The organism is Paenibacillus glacialis, from assembly GCF_001637205.1.
Lineage (GTDB): Bacteria > Bacillota > Bacilli > Paenibacillales > Paenibacillaceae > Paenibacillus_AQ > Paenibacillus_AQ glacialis.
Genome location: NZ_LVJH01000007.1, coordinates 494,698 through 519,990 on the forward strand (window position 1 = coordinate 494,698; position 25,293 = coordinate 519,990).

The following is a 25,293-nucleotide window of genomic DNA, read 5'->3' on the forward strand; positions in this document are numbered from 1 at the left end:
AATCCATTAAAACAAGTTATAATATATATTCTTATACAAGAAAGGGTTGAATACACATGCCTGAAATGCCTGAAATGGAAAATTACCGAAAATTAATTTCTGATCAAATATTGAATATTCCTATCACAAATGTCATCGTGAACAGGGAAAAGTCCATAAATATTGAAGGAGATAATTTTATCTCTGAATTATTGAATACAAGAATTATTTTTATAGAACGTCGTGGTAAATATCTGAACTTTCATTTAAATAATGGACGTAGATTGTTAGTGCATCTGATGCTTGGTGGACTCGTGTATGTTGGTACGGATGGTGATCTACCTCATCGAAATACGCAGGTGGAAATTTCATTCGGAGCAACTACATTATACTTTATCGGTCTTCGTCTGGGTTACGTTCATCTGTTGTCTGCGAAGGAAGTAGAACAAGTGTTAGGTCAGCTTGGTCCGGAAATGACGGATCGTAGAATGGACATTAACCGGTTCTTTAATATCGTAAATGGTCGTCGTGGATCATTAAAAACGTTACTCGTGAACCAAAATGTCATCGCAGGGATTGGGAATCGTTATGCAGATGAGATTGCTTTTGAAGCGGGATTACTACCTTCAGCGAAGGTTCAGGACCTTGGGCCAGAAGTAATAGAGCGATTATTCATGAGTACGAAATCTGTTCTAAGTAAAGCCGTTGATGCTGGTGGTTATATAGATATGCCTGTCACGAAAGATGATTCCCACACGGGTAGCTATAAATCGGAGTTTAAAGTATATGACCGTGAAGGTGAGCTTTGCCCTCAGTGTGGTGGTATCGTGGTTAAAGCCGAGTTGAATAGTAAAAAAACGTTCTATTGCCCTACATGTCAGCATGAACAATGACCTGAAGGTCGGGAGTCATATCAGTATTCGAGGCGGCTATGCGAAAGCAGCACGTCGCGCGATCGATATGGGGGCTCGGTCTTTTCAATATTTCCCGAAGAATCCACGAAGGCTTTATATCAAAGATTTCGATGCCAAAGACGCTGAAAAATGTAGGATTCTGTGCGTAGAGGCTGGGATTGTAAGTATTGCACATACGCCTTATCCAGTTAATCTAGCTGTAGATCATAGCCATGAGCAAGCCTTGTACGATTTAACTGTGAGGTCAATACAAAATGATCTGATTATAGCTGAAGCTTGTGGTTCACTAGGGGTAGTGGTTCATTTTGGCCAATATAAAGGAAATGATCCGTTACAAGGTTATAAAAATATATTAAAATGTCTTAATGAGGTATTACTATCGTGGGAAGGAAATACAAAAATATTAATTGAGAATCAAGCTGGACACGGCCATAGTATGGGTACAACGCTTGAAGAGATGGTTAATATCCGTAAGTTATCCCAATTCCCTGAGAAAATTGGCTTCTGTTTCGATACATGTCATGCATTTACAGCAGGAACATGGGATACTTCTCATAGCGATTCATTGTTTGAGAAAGGTCATGTATTGGATTATTGGCGTGATCTAATAGCTGTTCATCTCAATGATTCTCGTTTTCCTTACGGTTCTGGGCAAGATCGACATGCACGAGTGGGAGAAGGGTTTATTGGAGAGCAGGCTTTTCAAGAACTATTAACCTACCACGGTATTCTTGATACGGCTATTGTGATGGAGACTGAAGCGGGCGAAGATGGAACGCACAAAGATGATATTGCCAGAGTCCTTCGGTGGACTTCGCAATGAAGGGATAACATAGGCGAGTTTGTCAGACCAATGAAGGGGTTGATCACTGTGATTCATTTGTACTTAGATGACTATCGTCGCTGTCCCAAAGGTTTCGCCTTAGCTCGTAGTGGAGAAGAATGTTTGATAATGCTTCGGGAAAGTGAAGTTGATATATTATCTCTAGATTATGAACTAGGGTTTGATAGTGAGATGTGTGGTAGGGATGTAGTGACTGCTCTCATTCGTGAAGGCTTGTATCCACGAGAGGTTTATCTACATACGTCGAGTCTGGCTGGCAAGCAGGAGATGTATCAGTTGTTGTATGAGCATAAACCTGAGGGTATGATCCTCCACAATGGGCCTATGAGTGATGAGTTGTTAGGCCGGATTGCTAAGGCTGCTGATCTAACATGAGGATGCTTAATGAGCAAGAGTTACGCTTTCTAATGGATATTAAGGGTAAGCCTATCGCTATATTTCTGTTTACGCCACTATGTGGAACCTGTAAAGTGGCTCGACGGATGTTGGAAGTGGTTGAACAATTACTTCCTGAAGACACACTATCAACAGCGGATGTTAACATGATGCCTCAAGTAGCTCAAGACTACCAAATTAAAAGTGTACCTGCTCTTATGCTGATGGATGCAGATCGTAGCCATCCACCAAGGATACGCTATCGTATGGGTTCTGTGGAAGAGTTGTTAGACGTGATAAGGAGCGTGCCGTGAATGATATCGATGCAGCATATTACACTGCAAAGAGAGAATGATATAATACTGAATGATGTATCTCTCGAAATTAAAAGTGGTGAAAACTGGGCTATCTTAGGTCGGAATGGTTCTGGAAAGACAACACTCTTAGAAATGATGACGGGTTACCTCTTTCCTAGCCGAGGCCGAGTTGAAGTAATGGGTAATGTGTATGGGCAGTGTGATATTCGTGAAATACGCAAAAGTATTGGTTATATCAGTCCTTCTTTATTAGATAGATTTGCTATGACGGATCCTGTGTGGGAAGTTGTTGCTACGGGTGCGTATGCATACTTGCGCTTCTATGAGACTATTCCTCAAGAAGTGAAAGAGGACGCATATCGACTACTTGAAGAAATGAATATGGCTCGATTAGCAGAACATACATTAGGTACTTTATCTCAAGGGGAACGTAAAAAGGTGTTACTGGCGCGCTGCCTAATGGGAAATCCCAAGATTCTTATTATGGACGAGCCTTGTGCAGGTCTTGATCTGTTTGAACGTGAAAAAATGCTAATAGAAGTAGATCGTTTGCGACAACGTGATATAACGGTCGTCTATGTAACTCATCATGTAGAGGAAATCGTTCCACTCTTTACCCATGTAGCACTCATCAAAGACGGTCGCTTAGCTGGTGCAGGACCGAAAGAACAAGTACTAAATAAAGAAATGATTATGCGTACCTATGAAATTCCAGTTGAACTGGAATGGGACGGCGGACGTCCCTGGATCAAGGTAACTTCTGGAGGTTAATCCAACTTGGATGATAATAAAGTAAATATAAATGAAGTAGTAGAACAAGAAGAGCAACAAGAGCAACGTCAGTCACGGTTTATTGTTACAGCAAATCATGGATTTGCTCCATTCGCACAAGAGGAACTACGTCGCTTATTCGGTAGTGTCAAAAGTTCTGTACTTATCTCAGGTGAAGTATTTCTTGTGAGCGTGGCATATACATGGCATGAAGTTGCATCCATGATTGCAAATCAAGCGCCTATATTTGTAAGACATATTCAACCTGTTGATATCGAGATTGGCGCTGATCAATTAGATGTTGGTGTGAGTGAATTGAAGGCCTATCTACTTCGTCAAGAAGAACTACAAGGTGCAAGTGTTTCCCTTCATGTACGTAAGTCGGAACAAAGTTTAAGTGAAAAAAGTGCGGGTGCTCTCAGAGAGCAACTACTTGCAGAATTGGAAGAACTACATGCGGAATTCACAGTTCAAGATGCGAAGTGGATACTTTCGGTGTTTGTATCATCCGATCATATCTATGCCGGTGTATCGCTCCCTAAGGATAACCTTTCCGATTGGAACGGTGGAGCTGTTCGCTTCCAACGCGAAGAAGGCCAGATTTCTCGTGCCAAATTCAAATTGCTGGAAGCAGAGAAGTCCTTCGGAATTGATTTCTCAGCTTTTCGTCATGCGCTTGATATAGGTGCGGCACCTGGGGGATGGACTTCATTCTTACTTGAGCGTGGCATTCATGTGACTGCGGTTGATCCAGCGAAGATGCATGAGTCATTAGTGAATAACCCACAATTAAAGATTATGCGAAAGAATGCGTCTCAAGTGAAGTTCCGTGACAACCAATTTGATTTGCTTGTCTGCGATATGAGTTGGAGTCCTAAACAAATGGTTAAGCTCGTTAAAGATTTACTCTATTGTCTGTCCCCAGGGGGAACAGCCATTGTAACGGTTAAGCTCATGCATAAGAAGCCAATGGCATTGATCAAAGAAGTGATTGCTTCATTTGAAGAGGATCAGATGCAATTGCAATATGCTAAACAGCTATTTCATAATCGCGACGAAATAACACTTCATATGATTAAATATTAATGGGTTGAAATTAATTAGTCTTAGCATAACCCTCTAATATCTGCATTTGATTAGGGTGTTTGGGCGAGTGAATTGCAATATGTTAATCGAGATCTAGAAGACTAACTAGCTGGAACACACTCAACCGATGGAGAAATTCAACTGAAAGATCTCTTTCGTAAGTTGTCTACGCATCTGCAAGGGCATATGGAACAGATTGAGCGAAATCTTGTGGCATTTGCTCTGCAAAAATAATCCTTTACAAGTAACTTTGTAATGATCTATACTAGTTCCAAAATTAACCATATACCATGAATAGGGAAAGTATCCCGAAAAGCATGAAGATTATCGGTGTAGACCGGTTCTTCACTTTTCAGGGTACTTTCTTTTTTTGTGTTGTGGAATGGGGGTGGAATGATGAATCAACGTTTCTTACTTCTGAAGGGACAAATCATTGGTGGAAGATACCTGATCCAACAGGTCATAGGGTCTGGAGGCATGAGCCATGTGTATTTAGCCGATGATTTGAAATTGCCTGGAAAGCAATGGGCAGTGAAGCAGTGTTTTTCTTTTCCACAGCAATTTACCAACATCGAGGATGAAGCCGAATTATTAACAACATTAAGTCATCCACGATTACCGAGGATTGTAGATTTTTTCCCTCCTGATGTCAAAGGAAATGCCTATTTAGTCATGGACTATATCCAAGGGGTGACATTAGAGAAATATTTGAGTAGTCGTAGTGGAAAAGTGAAGATCGATTTTATAATACGGTTGGCCGAACAAGTCCTTGATGTACTTGAATATCTACATCAACATGACCCTCCCATTGTCTTTCGCGACCTCAAGCCATCCAATATTATGCTGACGTCACAACTAGAGTTACGACTAATTGATTTTGGGATCGCTAGAAATTACAAGCAAGAACGATCCGAAGATACGGTCAAGCTTGGAACTGTTGGGTTCGCGGCACCAGAACAGTATGGCAGTGGTCAAAGCGATGCGAGATCTGACTTGTATGGATTTGGTGCTTTGCTCTTATATCTTGTAACAGGAGGAATAGCTAGCGAATGGTCAGATCGTGTAGAGTCTGTTATTCGACGTGATTGTCCTAATGAAATAATTCCCATTCTACGTAAATGTCTGCAACAATCACCAGAAGACCGATTTCAATCAGCAAGTGAAATAAGTAGAACGTTGATGAATTATCAACAAACTCCTAGTAATTCACCTCAAGCTATAGGAACGGGGCATGTTGGAACTCGAGTGATTACGGTTATGGGTGTGAGTTCAGGTGCAGGCGCTACACATACCGCAATTTGCATCGCTCATTATTTGGCTAGAACATCCAGTAAAGTGGCTATCGTTGAGATGAACATGGAAGCGAGCGCATTTACTCGAATTCAGCAAATCGTCGAAGGAGAGGATGGTCTTGTCATTCAACATGAACGACGTTTCTCCGTAGAAGGTGTTGATTACTATCGTCAGACTGAAAGAGAATATCTGATCGAATTGCTCGGAGGCAGTTACAATTTCGTAATCATGGATCTGGGATCATACCACGAGAACGATACATTGGAAGAATTTCTACGTGCGGACATTCCGATTCTGGTCGGATGGGGTTCGGAGTGGCGGATGCAGGATATGAGCGAATGTATTAGCGGCCTTACGAGATATCCTCAGAACAAATGGGTGTATTGTCTACCCCTAGCACCATCAGATGCGGTACAACGTCTTCGTAAATTAATCAATAGCAATAAAGTGTATAGTGTACCATTGCATCTCGATCCTTTCGATCGGTGTGAGGAGATGGACAAATTAATGAATCAACTATTTAAAGGGATTATTCCTGATATGGTGAAGCGTAGAAGGTTTCGATTCGGATTATGAGAGCTTGTAACGCAATAACGAATCAAATGAACAGCAAACACTATTGGATCAAAGACAAATTACACATGCTCTACGAAGAGTAGGAAGGAGAAAGACATGAGTACAGTTGCTTTTTGGAGTCCTCTACGGGGAGGGAGCGGGAGTACAGCTCATACCGCTGCTGTTGCATCCATGATTGGAATGGAATATCGAGTTCGTATGTTACTGGGACATGGTGGGGCAGTAGGTGAAAGAGTAGAGGAGGCATTTCAGACGGGAAGAGGAGCATTAGATCATTCGTTTATTTCATCTATTGACTGCGGTATGGATGCTTTGGAGCGTTTATGTTTGAATCGACGTCTTAATAAAGAGAATATTCGCGATTATACGGTACCCTTGATGCCAGAAAGGTTCGACTTTATTACTGGAAATGCCAAAAAGGAAGGTACTCTTCCTGGCTACAGATCTTCATTATTACCATCGATTCTTTCCTGCGCTAATGAATATTATGATCTCGTGCTTATGGATGCAGGATGTGGTTTTGAAGATTTGGATTCCAAGGGAGATGGTGCACTTCTGAATCATGCAGATCTAATTGTCGTTAGCCTAACTCAAAATATCCAAGCATTAGAGGGTTTCTTCACGGGAGGACAGCTTCCAGCCGCACTGCAACATAAGCCGTATATCATTGTCGTTGGAAGATATGATCCTCATTCCCACTGCACATTACAAAATATGAAAAAAAGATTTGGATTCAAAGGATCACTTCACGGCATTCCTTATTCAACTGAGTTACTAGATGCCTGGAATATGAAAGCTGTATTACCGTTCATACATAGAAGTAGACACGTGAATAGTCATCAACCTGCGGCTGCCTTCTATGAAAGTATTCGGTCAGTGACAAAGGATATTATGGAGCAGCTCAACTTAAGTTCATCAGTCAAAAGGATGGTGAGGGGCGCCTAAATGCTCTTCGGAAGGCACTTAAGCTTGGTTACATAACTAAGAGATCGATCTTTGTCATCATTCATGTGGCATATATGGTTCTCTAAAAGCTTCAAACTTACGTTTGAGACGATTTATTGTGCAGGGAGGAACGGAAAATATTTAAACAGATTTGCGGGTAAACAATTTAATAAAGGCGTAGTAATTGGATTACTAACTATATTATTCGTGGTGAGTGTGATAGTAGTCTGGTTCTGCTGTCTAACATGAGGGGTGGATATTATTGTCAACGCTTAGACGAAGAACAAAAAACTTGATTCTGGCAAGTCTATCTGGTGCTGTCATTATGGGGGCATTATCAGCAGGTGGGATTACCTATTTAATTAAACAGCATGACAAGGAAGAGAAAACAATCCGATTGGAGTATCAGGCACAAATTGATGAGGCCAAAAAGCTTCTGAAAGAACAAAATTCCGTGAAAAAAAGAGTGGTAGTAACTTCGAAGGAAATTAAGGCAGGGGAAACTTTAACAGAGAAGGATTTAAAGGTGATAGAACTACCTCAAAAAGATGTCCCAGACAATGGGATAGAAGGAATAGAAAATTTACTAGGAAAAGTAATAAAGATCGATGCTGGTTTAAATACGCCATTAATTAGTTCTATGGTATTTGAAGAAGGAGCTACTCCAAATGACCTTAGACATCAAGAGTATACTGTGCTTCAGTTGCCAACACAACTTAAAAAGGGACAATTTGTGGATGTACGGATCATGTTTCCAACTGGACAGGATTACACAGTGTTATCGAAGAAAAAGGTGAAGGATTTATTAGGGTCAACTGTATGGCATGAGGTAAACGAATTTGAGATTTTAGCAATGCAAAGTGCCATTGTAGATGCATATATTCATGGAGCAATACTTTATGAAATAACCTATGTTGATCCTTTTATGCAGGATGAGTCAATTCCAAACTACCCAATAAATCTTAAAGTAATAGAACTTATACAATCCGACCCAAACATTCTCGAAAAAGCCAAGTTCTCAATGAGTACTTGGGGAAGAACAACAATAGAAAAGTCGATGTCAGAGATGGATGAGATGGACATCATTAAAGTTCAGAATGGTAGTACGATGCTGCAACAACAGATTATAAATGATCAAACGGTTCAACAACAAAAGGATCAAGGAATAACAAATGAGCAGATTATTCAACAAACGAGCGAAGATGCAATCGTTAACACTCCAGAAGACATCACAAAAAATGATGCAGAAGTAGGAATACCAACCCCTACAAGTAATTCTGATCTAAAAGAAACGATTGTACAACCTGTTGATTCAGGTGAGAAAGAAAAAGACGTATTTGAACAGCCGCTAGTTAATCCATAGAGAAGGAGTGTTATCGTTGACTAAAACAATATTTTTCGGGTCATGTGATATAAGCGATTTGCTTCAATATACATGCAAAATATTATCGGCTGCAGGTAAACGTGTCCTCCTTATCGATAATACAATAGAACGTTATATCTATTATGGTACACAAAACAATAATAGTGAGTTGAAGCTAGCAGAGAACGATGGATTTGAAATAGCACATGGATTCTTGAAACTATCAGACCTTGAGAGATTTCTCACAAATAACGAACTATATGATCAAGTTCTTATACATTGCACTGACCCAAAATTCCTCTCCAAATCAGATTTACAAAAGTTCAATAAAAAGTACGTAGCAGTGAACAATGAACGTATCGTACTGGAAAAGACCGTTGAGTTTTTGAATGAACTGTTTAGTGGCAAGGGAGAAGGGGTCGGACCCATCCAGTTAACTAAACTCGTTGTTAATCATGTCATATGTGATATAGCTGAAGATTACTTAGAATCCGTTCTGGGGAAATTCCCAATCGTATGGTCAGATGAATCTTATGAAATGTTGTTTGACGAAATTGACTTCGCAACGAAAATTAACAACCAGCATAGTGGGCAGAACAATATTAATCGGTTATCACGAGTATTCAAAAAAACGTTAATGAATATATCTGAGGAAATATCTGGTTTAGAGAAAAAAGAAATAAAATCAGCTTTTAAACAAGCAAAAAGGAGGAAAAGAGTATGGGGCAAATAGCATTTTGGTCACCGGTTGGAGGGCAGGCAGGAATTACAGCTAATATGAGTGCAGTTGCAACTGTTATTTCCATAGAGTACATGACCAAAACATTGATTAGTCATACGCAATGGGAAAATCCAGTATTGGAATCTACATTTATTAGAGACAAAGTAATCGGTGAAGGTGATATGAATTATTCTACTTCAGGTATTGATGCATTGGAACGATTGGTCCGAAGCAAGAAATTAACGCCAGAATTAGTTCGTGATTTCACAATTCCGATTCTAACAAATCGTCTCGATCTGATGACAGGGACAACGAAACCGGATGGATCTATATCAGATGTCGTAAATCGGATTTTTGATGCAGCCAAGCAATTCTATGATGTATCACTCATCGATGTGGAGAATGGATTGGATAACTCATTAACAAATGCCGTTCTACAAAACTCGGATGTGATTGTTGTGAATTTGAATCAAAACCTATCTGTTTTACAAAAGTTTTTTCGTGGAAGTGAATTCAATGAAGTGTTGAAGGATCAGGAATACATCATCGTGTTAGGACAATATGATCGTAATTCTAAATATAACGTTGGGAATATCAAGAGAACGTTTAAATGTGATAAGCCGATGTATACGATTCCACACAACACGGGATTTATGGATGCTATAAATGACGCAACAGTAGTCGAGTTCTTTCTCAAAAATAAAAACATTCGATCGGGGAACGATAATTACCATTTTATTGAAGAGGTTAGGGGATTTGCAAAGGGGATTCTTAGCGCTTCAGGAATAGACACAAAGATCTATAGCGAACGGGGGGCTTAAGTATGTTGACGAGTCAGTGGATTAATATCTCCCTGATTGTCGTATTGGTCTTTGTGATCGGGGTTATTGTCTTTTTTAAGCTTACTGAAAAGAGAGAGCCCCGTAGAAACCCTCATGATCTAGACAAGAAATTTACGATTCCGACTATGATTGAGTTCGTAAAAAAAGCATTAAACGATATGACGACTAGCGATTTAGATCACTTGGGATTATCCGAAGAAGAATTCAATCGACAAATTCGTCAGAGATTACAACTGAAAAAGGCGTTAAAAGGGTCCATTTATGGTGATCGAAATGATAAAAACTATGTCAAAAATACAATCTTTGATCTTCTGTATAAAAACTATGGATTAAATGATGACAATATTAATCAAGTCATTCAGTTTAGTAACAGCAAACAATTAACATCGCAAGATAAATTTGAAATCATTCTACATAAATACAAGAAGAAATATGGTATGGATGCACTGTCAACAATGATTGATAATCACAATCTGGCAGAGTTAAAGGAAATAATCGATGATCATGAATCGGAATCATATATCATAACGGTTGCGGAAATGGACGACGTATTTAAAAAGGAACAGAAGAGTTTGTCTTTCGAGGACAAGCTAAACATTGTGGTACAAAGAATCTATCAGGAATTCAAAGGCTTCAGCGTGATTGATGATATACGTGATATGCGCATTGATGGTGTGTCAGGTGGGGTATCTGGTATACCCATTAATCAGATTGATCCTGATGATGACATGATGATTTGTTCGAACCAAGCCAAGATGAATACAATTCCTTTAAGTCACGATAGTGTGTGGATTTATTATAAAGGGAAAACCATTCATTTATCTTTTCTCTCTTTTCAAACCGAAGGGGAGTTCAAGAGAGTCTGCCAAAATATCTATCGATATAATAATCCCGGACAATTATCAGATCAAAATGGTTTTATAGTCAACGATATGAAAGATGGCTCTCGTGTTGTTGTGGTAAGACCCAAGTTTTCTGAGTCATGGGCATTTTTTGTCCGTAAATTTGATACTGGATCAGCACACCTTGAAGAATTGATATCAGTGAAAGATACGAACCGCCTATTAGTTATAACTCTGCTTATTTATATGATCAAGGGTTGTAGAATTGTCTCACTTACAGGAGCACAAGGTACTGGGAAAACGACATTATTGATGGCATTGGTCAGATATATTCATGCATCCTATACCATTCGAGTGCAAGAAATGACGTTCGAATTACGTTTAAGAAAAATTTATCACAATCGTAATATCTTATCCTTCCGAGAAACGGATACGATCAATGGTCAAGCGGGACTAGATCTTCAGAAAAAGACGGATGGTGTTGTTAACCTGCTTGGTGAAATTGCTACTGATGTTGTTGCAGCTTGGATGATTCAGATGGCACAGGTTGCGAGCTTGTTCACTTTGTTTACCCATCACGCTAAGACGACTAACAATCTAATAGAATCAATCAGGAACTCATTGCTGAAAACAGGCGTGTTTACAAATGAGAAAATCGCTGAGCAGCAAGTAGTTAGTGTTTTAAACTTTGATGTTCATATGAAGAAAGATCTGGATGGGAAGAGATATATCGAGAGAATTACTGAAATTGTACCGCTTGATCAAGATACGGATTACCCAACAGACTTTCGGAATGTATCTGATCCACAAGATAAGATCGATTCTTTTATGAATACAACAGCAGAATATTTCAGAAGACAAACGGACCGGAAATTGTATGAGGCTAGAAACATCATAGAATATCGGGATGGTGGCTATGTGGCAGTAAATCGTATTTCCAGTCGAAATCAGGAAGAAATGTTGGAATTCATGTCACCTCGTGATAAGGAAGAGTATATCGAGTTCACCGAAAGGAATTGGGGGATGATTTAGATGGATTTGAGAACGATAGGGATTGCAGTATTTATTGTATCCATATTGTTGACTGTCGTCTTTTACATCTGGTTGAAACTCCTAACAAGAAAGGCAGAAAGAGACGGTACACAAGAGATTATTCGTTCATATGAGCAATTAGCAGGGACGAATAAGCAAAAATGGAAGAGAAAAGTATATCAATTCTTTCAAGATTCATACGTAATGCTATTGCGAGTTCCACTCATTCGTCGATATGTACTGAAAATTAGAAAGAGACTACAAGCGATCCATGCTTATGACGAGTATACGATGAGACGTGAGACTATTAAAATTGTTTTTTCTACGATTAGTATTATATGTGTGGTTGTGATTGTTCTCATATTTGTAAACCAAGATTTCACTTTCATATTTATGGTTCTGCTAGCTGCGTTAGTTGTGAATGGAATGTTGATAGATGCATTTGTACTTCGTGTTGAGGATCGCTTACTTATCCAGCTTCGAGATCTGCTAAAAGATGTACGTCATAATTACCATCAGAACGGGATGATAGAAGAAGCGGTACATGATTCTGCAGAGACTTCTTCTAATGAAGCTGCACTACATGCAAAAAAAATACATGAAGTCCTAACATCGAACAACTCTGAAGAGAAGCTTGAGCTTTACTATGAATCTGCGCCAAACCGTTTCTTAAAAGGTTTCGCGGGTATGTCCTTTTTAGTTCAAGAGTATGGAGACAAGATTGTTAAAGAAGGCTCACTGTATTTGAATAATTTAAACAAGTTAGCGGAAGAAATTAATTTGGAAATATTAAAACGAAGGAAATTAAACTTTCTCTTTAAGGGCTTAACTGCGATTGCGGTATTTCCAATTCTATTTACTAAACCCATAGAAAACTGGGCAAGTAACCAATTTCCATTAATGGGTGAGTTTTATACAAGTAAGATGGGTTTCTTAACAAAATTAATCATTTTTGCGATTGTCCTTGGATCGTATGTTCTTCTAAAAAAGATGCAAGATCAACAAGAAGGAACATACGTGTCTAAGACTAGAAAGAACCCTTGGGAATTACATTTATTAAAGGTTCCAGGAGTAAAGTGGATCGTCGATCGTCTAACACCAGCACGTAGGACAGGCGAATACTTTAAGATAAGCAGATTGTTAAAAGATGCAAATGCAAGAAATTCGATTGAATGGCACTATCTACACAGGTTTTTATTATGTCTCATTGTATTTGTGGGCGTACTGATTTCTTTTTCGACGATGCATTACATTGCGATCCACAACGTGATGACTGCCCCTACGAATAACTCTAATCTGTTTGGGAAAATGTCCATAGAGGAGTTACAGAATGCAAATCAATTGACTGATTTTGACTCTAACATCATTTATCAAGTGAAGGGGGTGAACAATGAACAACTTCATGACGCAGTGGTCCAGTTGGTCAAACAAGATGAAACAGCATTCTTTAATGAAACATTGCTTAACACTACAACCATTCGGATACTGTCAAAAATTCAGGATATAAACGCTGAGTACCTTAAATGGTGGGAGCTTTTGATTAGTATCGTATTTGGGGGGATTGCATATCAAGTCCCATTGTGGATATTGTTATTCCAAAAGAAAATGCGTGCCATGGATATGCAAAATGAGACGGATCAATTTCACACCATCGTTGCAATGCTTTGTGAGATTGATCGTATGTCTGTCGAGGTAATCCTTGAATGGATGGAGAGATTTTCCAATATTTTCAAAGACCCGTTACATAAGTGCGTTCAGAATTATGAAAGTGGTGCTGAAAAGGCATTGGAACAAGTAAAACTGGATGCACCCTTTATTCCTCTTGTACGAATTATCGAGAGGCTTCAGCTATCGATCGATAGAATTCCGATTAAGCAGGCATTCGACGATCTCGAGACGGAACGAAAGTTCTATTTTGACCAAAGAAAGCAATCTTATGAAGAAATGATTGATGCAAAAGCAGGTTGGGGTAGGATGATTGGCTTTGCACCGATGTATGCGGTTATTTTTCTATACTTAGTCATTCCTTTGATTTACATGAGTTTCACTCAGATTGGAGTGTACTACGAACAAATCAACAAACTATAAACCTTGGTGAAAAATTAGATTAATTAGGAGGAAATTCAAATGAATAACGCTTCAACAGCTTTAAAAGTATCCGCGGGTATCTTTTTAACCATTGCACTGATCACAATTGTCGTCGTCCTGTTTATCTCTGCCCAAGAAGCAACAAAATCAGCTCAAAACAATTTCGCTGACATTCAAACAGAAATGTCGCAGGCATCTTTCACAGTTTATGATAACACGACAGTATCCGGTAGCCAGGTTTTGAATGCTCTTCGTAAGTTCCAAGATAAAGGACAGTTCGGTGTTGAAGTCAAAACTGGTAAAAATACAAATGGTTCTTGGTACTTCAAAACAATTAGCACATCAGTACCGGTAGGGAGTTCTGGGTACGGTTCGGTTACCGCTACAGCGCCAGGCGGTAGTATTGCTCACGCTAGCAATGAATCCGAAAGTGATTATGTGAATCCTTCGGGTAAGTTTGAAGCCAATGTTATTAAAGATAACAGCAATGTCATCCGCGGTATTACCTTTAAACAAAAATAAGTTACGTTCATTCAATACAAGAGAGTGAGATGTACTTTACATCTCCTTTCTAGATCCAATAGAGGTGAGTATGATCGATCTTGAAAATAATGCTTCTGAAGCAATAGGTCATAGTTTTGCCGTATCGGTCTTTATTGTTTCACTGACACTTTCCTTGTACCTATGTTCATCCACTGGGGATACGATACAGAAAACCTACGAAATGAATACTCATTCTGATAACAATATGTATTCTACTTTGAAGGTGCCTATGAATTATTCTGTAAGCGGATCTGAAGTAAGGCAGTCTCTTTACACCATAAGAGAAATTGGAGTTGATATTGAAGTAAACGGAATGATTTATTCCAACTCGCTAGATCCAACTACACTGAACGTTTCAGCTATTGATCTAAATAAAAAATATACTCCCACATATGTAAGAGACACTAACGGTGTATTAACAATGTTACGTTTTCATTAAAGGGGATGTAAAGCCTTGTCCAATTCAGTTGCAAAAGTGTTTGCTGTTATCATAGCGATTGTTCTTCTCTTAATATGGCCTGTATCAACTGCATTGAACAAACAAGATGACATATCTGAAGTTGTAGTGTTAAATTCAGTAACTTACTTTGTGGATTCCGTTCGGGATAAAGGATACATAACCCCTACAATGTACAATGAATTTGTAGATCGAATGGCTCTAACGGGGAATACCTATGATATTCAGATGGTTCATCGACACAAGAGATACGATCCTATTTACAGTGATAATGGTGTGTTTCAAGCTGGATACAAGGTCAATTATGAAGAATTTTTTAATGCTCAAATCAACGCGAAGATATTCCCAATTAATTCAAGTGAAACTATAGATTCCCCTAACCGGATTTATAAATTCGCAACCGGTGATTTCTTCGATGTCACAGTCATAAATACTAATCGAACGATGGGGACGTTGATGAATGATTTCCTTACAGGAGGCATCAACAACCCCAATGAAAAAATAGTAATTCCTTATGGAGGCATGGTCCTCAATGAAGACTATCACTAAACTTGCTATATTTTCCGTCCTTATTCTCTTTCCTTCCTTTGTTATAAATAATATAAATTTAGAGCATCAACGCCAAAGCCTTATTACGGAGTTACGATACAATAGGGCTATTGATACAGCTACACAAGATGCTGCAAAAGCTTTATTAACCAATAGTACTCAAAGGGAAGAAACACAGTATGAAACACTAAAAAAGGTGAAGATCAATAAAGAAGAAGCTGTTCAAACCTTCTTTCATACGCTATTTTTGAATTTTGGGGTTTTTAATGATGAGGATGGACAAGGTGTATTAAAAAACTACGTTCCAGCGCTAATTATTGTTGGATACGATGGATACTATATTTATTCTTGGGATGAATATACGAATGCTTCAGGAGAGAAAGAACTCAAGCATGTATGGAGTCCCAAAAAACCATACTCTTATTCTGATATTCACGGTAACACATTTGCATTTACCCTCGATGATTATGTAACGGTTAATCGAAATGTTGATCAAAAGTGGTTCGAAGGTTTTAGAAGTGAAATCGTATTAGAGGCTTCCGTATCCTTATTAAATGATTCCAATACGTTTGATCACGTGCGGAGAACTTCAATAGTTAACTCTATTCAACAAGACCTTGAATACTATATCAACAAATACAACAATTACACCAAACGTCATGGAGTAGCATATACCTTTACTCTTCCGCTAATTAGTCAAGAAGAATGGAATAACACGATCAATGATGTTGGCGTGTTGGCATTCGTACAGGGAATTCCAATGGGGGAGAAGTATTATAACAACTACGCTTTGGGAGGTAGTCGAGTCGTGAAGAGACCAATATACAATGGGATTATCGCGAATGGTCATAAATACTATTATTCTCGAAATGCCTGTGTATCTTCTTATACAACGGAGGAAGTGTTCACCACTGAAAAGGATGCAGCAGCCAATGGATATATTCCTTTGGATTGTACTGTAGGGAACAGGAATTAAATAAAGATATTCATTCCTATGTTCTTCTTGGATTTATCCAAATTAATGAAGTTGAAAATTTGTCAATAAAACCACATATCATGCAATGGAAAAATTGTACAATTATATTGTGAACAAGATTACAATGAACTTAATAATAAAAAGGGGGAACAAACAATGAAAAAGAAAACATGGCTTGCTGTTTTGGTGACATCTTTAGCAGTAGTGGGGACTTTTACAGCTTTGAATCATCAATCGGTTGCGAATGCGAAATGGTCGGAAGGTTTGAGTGATACGGGAAGTAGCATTATTAGTGGAGATAAAGGTTCTTCAACTGAACTATCTGATATCACTACACATTGGGCCAGAGGAGCCATCGACAAAGCGGTTCAACTAGGGATTGCCAAAGGTTACCCGGATGGTACCTTTAAGCCAAACTCAAATGTAACAAGAGCTGAGTTTATTAAGATGACTGTAGAAGCATTGAAATTACCTGTGGATTCGAATGCAGGTGGAACTTGGTATGACGCATATGTCAATGCAGCAAAAAATGCGAATCTGTATGTTGAAACTGACTTTAAGACAGGTAACCTAAATTCACAGATGACAAGAAAAGAAATGGCACGACTGTCGGCAAGAGCGATAGGGGAAAAGACAGCGGATGATGCAAAATGGATGTATTTAGCCACGAAGAAGGGATTAATTTCGGGACTAGGAGCGGGTAAACTTGGTGAATCTGACAACACTACACGAGCACAGTCCGTTACGATCATTGATCGCATATTAACAGTAAATGCAGGTGGATCGCTTCCGGTTGATAAATATGCTGTCGCAAGTGCGGAAGTGGTTTGGCACGGGACTAATATTTTTACTGTAATGCCTGAAGTATTCACTACAAGTGATGAGTCTAAAAAAGCGAATGTGGCTGAATTATGGAACAAAAAAAATATGATTATTGATTCAATTGATGGGGATTATAAAGGGGAGATCGAAGCAGTAATTGCTATTGACTTAGCAGATCCTAATGATCCTAACCTTAAATTGATACCACCGATCTCCAGTTTGAAGTGGCAAAATCATAGTTCAAGTACATCAACAGAAGGAATACCAGTATCCAAGTTGAAAGACAGTTATTTGATTTATTATAAATCTAAAGTGATCTTCAGTAAAAATTCCGATCATTATGTACCAATTTCTAGAAAAAATTACGTTCCGCTTAATATTTCAGGAACAAGAGGTAATATTGAAGAATTCTTTAAAGGAACATTAAATATGGTTGGCAGGGTATTTAAGGATCAGCCTATGGATCAAACAATCTTTATCTTCCCAAAGAAGGGATGGTCGCAAAGTAGAAATCTTTCTATTACAATTAATACACCAGCATCCTCAAATTACTACTATAAAACACAAGATATATTAGAAGTATCTGGACCATTTTATAAAGGATATTAAAGGTGGTGTAACGACTGAAAAATCTAGGTAAAGTCACATCTCTCCTAATAGTATTCTCACTTATATTTACATCAATAAATTCATTGTTTTCTGAGAATACTAACGCAGCCGGAACCGAAACTCTATTTAAGACGGAAGATATAAGCTTTCTACCAGCGGCAACTCAACTAAAAAGGGACTATCAGTCTGTCTTTTATAAATCAAATCAGATTAAAACAAAACCCTTCAACTTAGATGCAGGGCCTAATAGAATCATTACAAAAATTGTGTTGTACAAGGGTGGACGAGATATAAAAACGATAGATGTGAATGCACGTACTTACAAACGATCACTAACTTTGGATGGTGAGAGCATCTCTGTTAAATCGAGTGGGAATACACCATATGGTACGTGGTTCGCTTGGCAAAGAAGTATGGCAGGTACAAAATGGGTTCCAGGTTCAAATGCGGGCACTGCTCTTTGGGGTTTTAGGGATGGAAATTCTGGATACTCCTCAACAGGTACCCCTGAAGTATTTAATGGGGTCCAAAAAGATCGATGGCCAGGAAGAAATATTTGGATGAATATACCTTACGGTAGAAACAAGCAATATTTAAGCGTAGATTATGGCGCTTTTGAGACTAAGTTCATTGACAGTTCAGTTGATACCTTGGCTGCGGAAAATATTCTACAACGTGGCGTTAATGTGGAAGAAGATTTTACTACGGATATCGATAATACAATAGGAGGAATTACAGGTAGAACTGACTCCACTACGCGTATTACTGGCTTTATGGTTCCGAATTTAGATACGGGTAAAATTAAATTCACTCAAGACTTTGACCATGAAGGTTCCAGGGTGAAATTAGGTGGTAATGGTTCTGCTGCTATGATGTATTATTTTGCTACCTACAAATTTGATATCAGTTCTTTTACATATCGATATCCCAATAAATATGAAGTGTACACGATGGAAGATGATGGGACAACTATACCTGGTCCGGAAGAACCTGGAAGTGGTGGAGCGGGTGTATGCACGTTAGCAGGGATTGACTCCCCTTCGCAGGTGTCTGCTCCACAAACAACAGTTATGGACCCAGCTTCAACTGGGATAATCAAAGCAGACGATGGAAATAACTCTCCGTTCAATTTTGACGTAGGCAAAGGAATACCTACATCAGAAAATCTATACGCCAATACTTTTGGGCTTAATTATCTGTTTCAGCACACATTTGGACAGATGAATGGAAAAGTCAATTATGATTGTACTATCGATGTCGTCTATACTCTGAAGTGGAGTGAACCACAACTCCCAATACCTGGACCAGACGGGAGACCCGTCCCTCAACCATCCATTCCTATGTCTGAAGATGAGCCGAAATCATATTCATTTTCATTTACTAAAGATTATACATATTGGGAAATTAAAAATTTGGAGTTATACGGTATTGACCAAGCTGTTATGAGGAATTACGCATTACCGGGTGAAGAAGTAACACTCAACCCTTCAGGATATGTACCTCCTACACTTGGATCAACACATAGCGAAACGGTTGAAGACCATGTTAACCCCCAAGAGACAGGAGAGTTTTCGTATTCTCCAAGCCCTGTTTCAGGAGGAAGCTCTAAGCCTTCTATACCGGATCATACGGGTTTACTCAAGGGAATTGCTCAAGGGGTAATAAACGATCCTCTTGTAAAGAACGACAAAGTTGATTTTAATGGTGACACTATTATGGATGATTCAGAAGTGAGCAAGACAGGTCCTACGCCAACAAAAATACCAAATCCAACGATGATTGATAATAGTGTCCTATATAAAGATGCTCTTTTGATCTCTAGTTCATTACTGAACAAACTGAATACTACGAGTACCGGAACAATTTACTATAAATTGCTCCCTCAAAACATAGGAGGGGGTTCTGATAAACAGTATCCGGTTAATTCAATCAATACGGTGACTGTGCATACACCTACCGTCATTTATGCGAATGCTTCGGATGATGCTGCTCATAATCAAAAGACGAATCCCAATTATAGCCGTCGGGCATTTATACTGGATCGTAATATCAAAATCTATATGCCTACGAGTGGTCAACACAGGAATATACCAGGGTATGGTGACAGGGATTACGCAAAATATATTAAGACAAAACAATTGCGCTTTGAATTTGATGTCTATAATGGTGATAAATCCACGTTCTATCCAAAGGATACTTGGATAAACGTACCTGTATCGGAATTGGAAACGACGTTTTTCTTACCAGTCTGGGTTGATGAAGGTGACTATACCGTGTATTTCAGATCTTTTGCTGAAAACGCGCCTGCACCACTTTTCACTACCGAAACGGAAGCAAACCTTAACTTAGATAACCATGTAGCAACGGACACTGTACCTGTGGAAGTTATTGGTAGGTTATATGATTTCCGTATCACGGATATTGCTGATCCGAACTGGGAAACGGTGTTTCGAACATCTAAGGGTAGTAGTGCTCCAAGAGGCACAAAATATACTGTAGGCACAACAGGAATTGATGCGAGTCCAAATGGATCTCTTTCACCATACGTACTTCCTATCCTTAGAGGAAGTCATCCTGTAGCAAGTTTCAAGACGATGTCCGTTAAAACGGGTTATCACTTCAAATTCGATCTGAAGAGCAAAGGCAACATGTTCGAAGAAAAGGATGCTATACGAGTGACACCGACTTTTTACTTCCAAGATAACCAAGCGTCTACACCTGCTAAACGAATTGAGGTTGACCTTTACTATCATACAGACACTAAAAAGTTCGTGAAGATCGGATCAGCACCTGATCAAGAACGTCGAAATATAACGCTTAATAAACGATTGAGGAATGTCCCTGTTGCAGATATTGTGAACACGGGAGGCTCGATATACGATATGAATACAGGTTGGTCTATGACAAGGGGACAGTACCTATTGTCATTCCAAAAGAGATCAACAGAACCTACGTATGTAGGTGGATATAATATTCAATTACTTCCATCTCCATTACGGACATTCATAAACACGTTCGATCGGCCAGCAAATGCAAGTGCTAGTCCAGCTAGAACGAATGCTTCAATTCAACAATGGTATGGTGAATACAGTTTGCCAGCAGCAGTCTATGTAGTTGCCAAAGGTACAGACTTAGCCGCCTACGGAAGATCGAATAAATTAGATGAAAAGTCCCCCATCTTTTTACGAGAGGGGTACATCTCATTAAATTTCGATATTGAAACGATTCGTAATGCAGATTTGAACAAGCCTCATTTGCAATATATCCATGGGCCTCTGGATAACCAATGGTGGGATATGGAGGGATTTGATAGTTCGGATGGTGTACGCGATCGATTGATAACCGATCCTTATGGTGTTCAGTTTCAGTACATCCTGAAAGATGGCGATGTCGTATTCTATGACGCTAGCAAGTCTTCTTATGATGATTACGCTCCTAATGGAACGCACTAGTAAGTAGCATTATTTTCATTTATATGTATGCTATTTGGCAAAGATATGCTAAGTGAATGCCTAACGTAATTGTTACTACTAATTGAAATTCTGAGTTTCCCAAAAGACCCTTTATTCCTTATGAGTAAGGGTTTTTTGACCTTTCACCATACGTATGAAAGTTCTTACGTGATCACAATGCCAACAATTTCACCAGACGTATGGCTCTTATTCATTCCCACTTCAATTAGAAGAAGTTTATTTGCTTGCTAAAGTTGCAGCGGTAGCGGAATATTTGGAATTGATCAGTTATAATATTTGCAATCCGTAATAATAAAAATAAGGATTTCTTTCTTACAGCCAGCACCCTATTTATGTTACAATATAATCTTGATGATATTTTTAATAGAGATTACGTGATTTTTATAATAGATAGGGGTTAAAGAGTAAAGATGAGTTTATTAACAGTAGAAGGTCTCTCCCATAATTTCGGGGGACGTACGTTGTTTAGAGATGTTACTTTTCGTTTGTTAGAAGGGGAACGTGTAGGGTTTGTTGGTGCCAATGGGGTTGGTAAATCCACATTGATGAATATTCTTACAGGTACACTGCTTAAAGATGAAGGGAAAGTAGAATGGACGCCTCGCGTTCGTTTTGGTTATTTGGACCAGCATACGAAGTTAACACCAGGAAAAACGATTCGTGATGTTCTCAAGGATGCTTTCTTGCCGCTTCTGGTACTTGAGCAGGAATTGAATGAGATTACGAACAAGATGGGTGAAGCAACACCAGAAGAATTAGAAGTGCTCTTAGAGCAAATGGGTGACATTCAAGAGCAGTTAGATATTGGGGATTTCTATTTGCTTGACGTTAAAGTAGAAGAAATGAGCCAAGGTCTAGGTCTGACCGCCATTGGTTTGGATCGGGATGTAGCATCATTAAGTGGTGGACAGCGGACGAAGGTATTGCTTGCGAAGTTATTACTTGAGAAGCCGAACGTGCTACTGCTGGATGAGCCTACGAACTATTTGGATGTTGAGCATATTGAATGGTTGACACAGTATTTGAAGAACTACCCCCATGCCTTTATGTTGATCTCACATGACACGGATTTCATGAATCAAATCGTAAATATCATTTATCATTTGGAATTCTCCAAATTAACAAGATACACAGCCAATTATGAGAAATTCCTTGAAATGGCTGATATGACGAAGAATCAGCATGTCGATGCTTATGAGAGACAGCAAGAGATGATTAAGAAACAGGAAGATTTCATCGCACGTAATAAAGCGCGAGCTTCTTCGTCCAAGCAAGCGAAGAGCCGTGAGAAACAATTGGATCGATTGGATCGCATTGAGAAACCAGAGGAAGCTTCTAAGCCGACATTCAAATTCAAAGAATCTAGAGCAAGTTCTAAGACCGTATTCGAAGGAATTGATTTCGAAATTGGTTATAGTTTCCCTCTACTTCCTAAGATGAATATGGTGATCGAACGTGGAGATAAGATTGCTATCGTTGGTTGTAATGGTGTAGGTAAGTCAACATTGCTCAAAACCATTCTCGGTAAAATACCTACACTAAGCGGTAAAACATACCTAGGGGAATATCTGCAACCAGCATACTTCGAGCAAGAAGCGACTGCTGGCAGAATCACGCCTCTTGAGGATGTATGGGATGAATTTTCATCACTCACTCAAAGTGAAGTGCGTTCGCATTTAGCACGTGTTGGTCTTAAGAATGATCATATTACACGGCCTTTAAGTATGTTGAGTGGTGGAGAGCAAGCTAAAGTTCGGATATGTAAGTTAATGATGCGTGAAGCGAACTGGATTCTATTCGATGAGCCTACGAACCATTTAGATATCATTGCTAAAGCTGAATTGCAGCGGGCGCTTAAGGAATTTAAAGGAACGGTAGTTCTAGTCTGCCATGAACCGGAATTTTATGAAGACTGGATCACAAAAGAATGGAATGTGGAAGAGTGGGCTTCAAAGACGAAGACTGTATAATGCTGAAGGGGTGAATAACATGTCCAATGATGTGGGCCAACAGGAATTATCATCAGATTCTATGCATCGCTATTCACGACAAGAGCGATTTACACCACTAGGTACGTCCGGTCAGAAAAAACTTGGGCAAAGTCATGTTCTTATTGTGGGTTGCGGCGCATTAGGTACATCGATTGCGGAAACGTTAGTTCGAGCAGGGGTTGGACATGTTACTTTAGTTGATCGGGATTATGTAGAGTGGAGTAATCTTCAGAGACAACAGTTATTCAGTGAACAGGATGCGCAGCAGCGTCTTCCCAAAGCAGTGGCTGCTAAACGCCGGTTAGAAGACATCAATTCGTTAGTAAAAGTGGATGTTCATGTGATGGACGTTCGGGTGGAGGAACTGGAGTCTCTGATTGCAGGTGTGGATCTGATTATGGATGGAACAGATAATTTCGATACGCGTCTGCTGATCAATGATATGGCTCAGAAGCACAAGATTCCATGGATTTATGGAGGTTGTGTGGGGAGTTACGGTATCACTTATACGATTATCCCAGGAGAAACACCTTGCCTTAATTGTCTCTTAGGTGCTGTTCCCCTTGGAGGAGATACATGTGATACTGCGGGTATTATTCCTCAAGCTGTCCAAATGGTGACTGCGAATCAGACGACGGAAGCACTAAAGCTTCTTAGTGGACATCCGGAAGTACTCCGTCGTAAGTTGTTGTCATTTGATCTATGGCGAAATGAATATGTCTCCATTGGCGTCGATTCTGCGAAGAAAAGCGATTGTCTTTCTTGTGGAGATCATGCGACGTATCCATATCTATCTGCTTCTAACTTAGAAAAGGTGGATGTGCTCTGCGGACGTGACACTGTACAGATTCGTCCTAGTCGGCGTCAAACTGTGAATCTTGAAGGGGTAGCGCTTCGACTCACGAATCTTCAAGAGGGTGCTGTTGAAAGTAATCCATTCCTTGTATCTTACAGCATTGGTGCACACCGTTTGGTTGTTTTTCCTGATGGAAGAGCATTGATCCATGGCACCAAAGACATAGCTGAAGCTAGAACGCTGTATCATCGATATTTTGGATAATTCAATGTATGATCGCTTCCATATTTAATCCATTCCTAATGATTAGGAATGGATTTTTTTTGCTTGGTGCAAGCTATCGTATAGATGAATGTACAAGATAAGTTTATAGAAATTGGTGAGGTCCTGTGAATGAGATTATTCTTTATGTTGCATATGACACTGAAACTGCGATTGCTATTGTTGCTGCATTAAAAGAAGCGAATTATGAAGTGATGAAGGTCAATAACAACGACGAGGCATTGAAATACGCCGAAATTCATGAAATAGACATGTTAATTTTAGATGAAGGAAATGAAATGAATGACTATTCGGTAATACGCGAGATAAGGAAAAGTGGGAAATCTGTCGTTGTCATGATCTTATCCAATCGAATGAATGCAAAAGATGTAGTAGAGGCGTTCAATGCAGGGGCGAATGATTATATAACCAAGCCCGCTCAGATTGAAATTGTATTAGTACGTATTCATAACCTGTTTACTCTGGTGTCTGGAGAACGGAAAGGGAAGGCGTTGCCGATCACTATAGGGGAACTTACGATTGAACCTAAAAGCCGTAGGGTTATGCGTAATTCTCAGGAAATTCATTTAACACATAAAGAGTACGAGTTATTGTTGTATTTAGCACGACATGTTAATGAAGTGTGTAGTAGAGAGGAAATTCTAAAACAAGTATGGAAATATGATTACTCGTTAGGCACAAATGTGGTTGATGTATATGTACGCCATCTGAGAGTGAAGTTGGATAAAGGATTTCAACACAAAATGATTCATACTTCGCGGGGGGTAGGTTACTTATTAGAAGGTCCGAGATAAGAGGAACTAAAAC

Annotated in this window: 22 protein-coding genes; all 22 read left to right on the forward strand. The window is 39.2% G+C overall.

Annotated features, from left to right (window positions below; genetic code table 11):
* Positions 1-56: 56 nt before the first annotated feature.
* The 22 genes from PGLA_RS07690 to PGLA_RS07800 all read left to right on the forward strand — a co-directional run bounded on the left by PGLA_RS07690 (position 57) and on the right by PGLA_RS07800 (position 25,280).
* On the forward strand, positions 57-872 hold the full coding sequence (locus PGLA_RS07690; protein WP_068531147.1) for an Fpg/Nei family DNA glycosylase: 816 nt from the start codon (positions 57-59) through the stop codon (positions 870-872).
* Positions 862-1,716 carry a deoxyribonuclease IV gene (locus PGLA_RS07695; RefSeq protein ID WP_068531150.1) on the forward strand — a complete coding sequence of 285 codons (855 nt, stop codon included), beginning with the start codon at positions 862-864 and terminating at the stop codon, positions 1,714-1,716. The genes PGLA_RS07690 and PGLA_RS07695 overlap by 11 nt, the downstream gene beginning before the upstream one ends.
* Positions 1,717-1,764: 48 nt before the next feature.
* The gene (locus PGLA_RS07700; RefSeq protein ID WP_068531153.1) at positions 1,765-2,112 is read left to right on the forward strand and encodes a cyclic-phosphate processing receiver domain-containing protein; all 348 of its coding nucleotides are present in this window, start codon (positions 1,765-1,767) and stop codon (positions 2,110-2,112) included.
* On the forward strand, positions 2,109-2,426 hold the full coding sequence (locus PGLA_RS07705) for a thioredoxin family protein (RefSeq protein WP_068531157.1): 318 nt from the start codon (positions 2,109-2,111) through the stop codon (positions 2,424-2,426). The genes PGLA_RS07700 and PGLA_RS07705 overlap by 4 nt, the downstream gene beginning before the upstream one ends.
* Complete coding sequence (locus tag PGLA_RS07710; protein WP_068531160.1) at positions 2,427-3,200, forward strand: ABC transporter ATP-binding protein; 774 nt, start codon at positions 2,427-2,429, stop codon at positions 3,198-3,200. It abuts the gene before it with no gap.
* A gap of 6 nt (positions 3,201-3,206) precedes the next feature.
* On the forward strand, positions 3,207-4,286 hold the full coding sequence (locus tag PGLA_RS07715; RefSeq protein WP_425415354.1) for an SAM-dependent methyltransferase: 1,080 nt from the start codon (positions 3,207-3,209) through the stop codon (positions 4,284-4,286).
* 393 nt (positions 4,287-4,679) lie between these two features.
* The gene (locus tag PGLA_RS07720; protein WP_211269509.1) at positions 4,680-6,155 is read left to right on the forward strand and encodes a serine/threonine-protein kinase; all 1,476 of its coding nucleotides are present in this window, start codon (positions 4,680-4,682) and stop codon (positions 6,153-6,155) included.
* 96 nt (positions 6,156-6,251) lie between these two features.
* Complete coding sequence (locus tag PGLA_RS07725; protein ID WP_068531167.1) at positions 6,252-7,100, forward strand: hypothetical protein; 849 nt, start codon at positions 6,252-6,254, stop codon at positions 7,098-7,100.
* Between the two features lie 262 nt (positions 7,101-7,362).
* Positions 7,363-8,463, forward strand: coding sequence for an SAF domain-containing protein (locus PGLA_RS07730; RefSeq protein ID WP_068531170.1), 1,101 nt, complete (start codon positions 7,363-7,365; stop codon positions 8,461-8,463).
* A 16-nt stretch (positions 8,464-8,479) separates the two neighbouring features.
* Positions 8,480-9,196: a hypothetical protein gene (locus PGLA_RS07735; RefSeq protein ID WP_068531173.1), complete on the forward strand. Its 717-nt coding sequence runs from the start codon at positions 8,480-8,482 to the stop codon at positions 9,194-9,196.
* Positions 9,184-10,005 (forward strand): CpaE/TadZ family protein, encoded by an 822-nt coding sequence (locus PGLA_RS07740; protein WP_068531176.1) that lies wholly within the window; start codon positions 9,184-9,186, stop codon positions 10,003-10,005. The genes PGLA_RS07735 and PGLA_RS07740 overlap by 13 nt, the downstream gene beginning before the upstream one ends.
* A 2-nt stretch (positions 10,006-10,007) precedes the next feature.
* A complete protein-coding gene (locus PGLA_RS07745; RefSeq protein WP_145939505.1) occupies positions 10,008-11,900 on the forward strand; it encodes a P-loop NTPase family protein in 1,893 nt (630 codons plus the stop codon).
* On the forward strand, positions 11,901-13,988 hold the full coding sequence (locus PGLA_RS07750; RefSeq protein ID WP_068531179.1) for a hypothetical protein: 2,088 nt from the start codon (positions 11,901-11,903) through the stop codon (positions 13,986-13,988). It begins immediately after the preceding gene.
* Positions 13,989-14,027: 39 nt separating this feature from the next.
* Positions 14,028-14,510, forward strand: coding sequence for an ABC transporter permease (locus PGLA_RS07755; protein ID WP_068531182.1), 483 nt, complete (start codon positions 14,028-14,030; stop codon positions 14,508-14,510).
* A 70-nt stretch (positions 14,511-14,580) separates the two neighbouring features.
* Positions 14,581-14,970, forward strand: a complete 390-nt coding sequence (locus PGLA_RS07760; RefSeq protein WP_068531184.1) for a hypothetical protein — start codon at positions 14,581-14,583, stop codon at positions 14,968-14,970.
* A 15-nt stretch (positions 14,971-14,985) separates the two neighbouring features.
* On the forward strand, positions 14,986-15,537 hold the full coding sequence (locus PGLA_RS07765) for a hypothetical protein (RefSeq protein WP_068531188.1): 552 nt from the start codon (positions 14,986-14,988) through the stop codon (positions 15,535-15,537).
* Positions 15,521-16,513, forward strand: a complete 993-nt coding sequence (locus PGLA_RS07770; protein ID WP_068531191.1) for a hypothetical protein — start codon at positions 15,521-15,523, stop codon at positions 16,511-16,513. The genes PGLA_RS07765 and PGLA_RS07770 overlap by 17 nt, the downstream gene beginning before the upstream one ends.
* A 156-nt stretch (positions 16,514-16,669) precedes the next feature.
* Positions 16,670-17,944, forward strand: a complete 1,275-nt coding sequence (locus PGLA_RS07775; RefSeq protein ID WP_068531194.1) for an S-layer homology domain-containing protein — start codon at positions 16,670-16,672, stop codon at positions 17,942-17,944.
* Between the two features lie 305 nt (positions 17,945-18,249).
* Positions 18,250-21,396 carry a DUF5704 domain-containing protein gene (locus tag PGLA_RS07785; RefSeq protein ID WP_245699744.1) on the forward strand — a complete coding sequence of 1,049 codons (3,147 nt, stop codon included), beginning with the start codon at positions 18,250-18,252 and terminating at the stop codon, positions 21,394-21,396.
* Positions 21,397-21,827: 431 nt separating this feature from the next.
* Positions 21,828-23,387: a ribosomal protection-like ABC-F family protein gene (gene abc-f / locus PGLA_RS07790; protein WP_068531199.1), complete on the forward strand. Its 1,560-nt coding sequence runs from the start codon at positions 21,828-21,830 to the stop codon at positions 23,385-23,387.
* A 19-nt stretch (positions 23,388-23,406) separates the two neighbouring features.
* Positions 23,407-24,468, forward strand: a complete 1,062-nt coding sequence (locus PGLA_RS07795) for a MoeB/ThiF family adenylyltransferase (protein ID WP_068531203.1) — start codon at positions 23,407-23,409, stop codon at positions 24,466-24,468.
* Between the two features lie 125 nt (positions 24,469-24,593).
* Positions 24,594-25,280, forward strand: coding sequence for a response regulator transcription factor (locus tag PGLA_RS07800; protein WP_068531207.1), 687 nt, complete (start codon positions 24,594-24,596; stop codon positions 25,278-25,280).
* Positions 25,281-25,293: the final 13 nt, after the last annotated feature.

What these genes read in the sequence shown, in the direction of transcription:
- PGLA_RS07690 (WP_068531147.1), top strand. Translation starts at nt 57, where the DNA reads ATGCCTGAAATGCCTGAAATGGAAAATTACCGAAAATTAATTTCTGAT.
- PGLA_RS07695 (WP_068531150.1), top strand. Translation starts at nt 862, where the DNA reads ATGAACAATGACCTGAAGGTCGGGAGTCATATCAGTATTCGAGGCGGC.
- PGLA_RS07705 (WP_068531157.1), top strand. Translation starts at nt 2,109, where the DNA reads ATGAGGATGCTTAATGAGCAAGAGTTACGCTTTCTAATGGATATTAAG.
- PGLA_RS07710 (WP_068531160.1), top strand. Translation starts at nt 2,427, where the DNA reads ATGATATCGATGCAGCATATTACACTGCAAAGAGAGAATGATATAATA.
- PGLA_RS07720 (WP_211269509.1), top strand. Translation starts at nt 4,680, where the DNA reads ATGATGAATCAACGTTTCTTACTTCTGAAGGGACAAATCATTGGTGGA.
- PGLA_RS07725 (WP_068531167.1), top strand. Translation starts at nt 6,252, where the DNA reads ATGAGTACAGTTGCTTTTTGGAGTCCTCTACGGGGAGGGAGCGGGAGT.
- PGLA_RS07740 (WP_068531176.1), top strand. Translation starts at nt 9,184, where the DNA reads ATGGGGCAAATAGCATTTTGGTCACCGGTTGGAGGGCAGGCAGGAATT.
- PGLA_RS07745 (WP_145939505.1), top strand. Translation starts at nt 10,008, where the DNA reads ATGTTGACGAGTCAGTGGATTAATATCTCCCTGATTGTCGTATTGGTC.
- PGLA_RS07750 (WP_068531179.1), top strand. Translation starts at nt 11,901, where the DNA reads ATGGATTTGAGAACGATAGGGATTGCAGTATTTATTGTATCCATATTG.
- PGLA_RS07755 (WP_068531182.1), top strand. Translation starts at nt 14,028, where the DNA reads ATGAATAACGCTTCAACAGCTTTAAAAGTATCCGCGGGTATCTTTTTA.
- PGLA_RS07760 (WP_068531184.1), top strand. Translation starts at nt 14,581, where the DNA reads ATGATCGATCTTGAAAATAATGCTTCTGAAGCAATAGGTCATAGTTTT.
- PGLA_RS07770 (WP_068531191.1), top strand. Translation starts at nt 15,521, where the DNA reads ATGAAGACTATCACTAAACTTGCTATATTTTCCGTCCTTATTCTCTTT.
- PGLA_RS07775 (WP_068531194.1), top strand. Translation starts at nt 16,670, where the DNA reads ATGAAAAAGAAAACATGGCTTGCTGTTTTGGTGACATCTTTAGCAGTA.
- abc-f (WP_068531199.1), top strand. Translation starts at nt 21,828, where the DNA reads ATGAGTTTATTAACAGTAGAAGGTCTCTCCCATAATTTCGGGGGACGT.
- PGLA_RS07795 (WP_068531203.1), top strand. Translation starts at nt 23,407, where the DNA reads ATGTCCAATGATGTGGGCCAACAGGAATTATCATCAGATTCTATGCAT.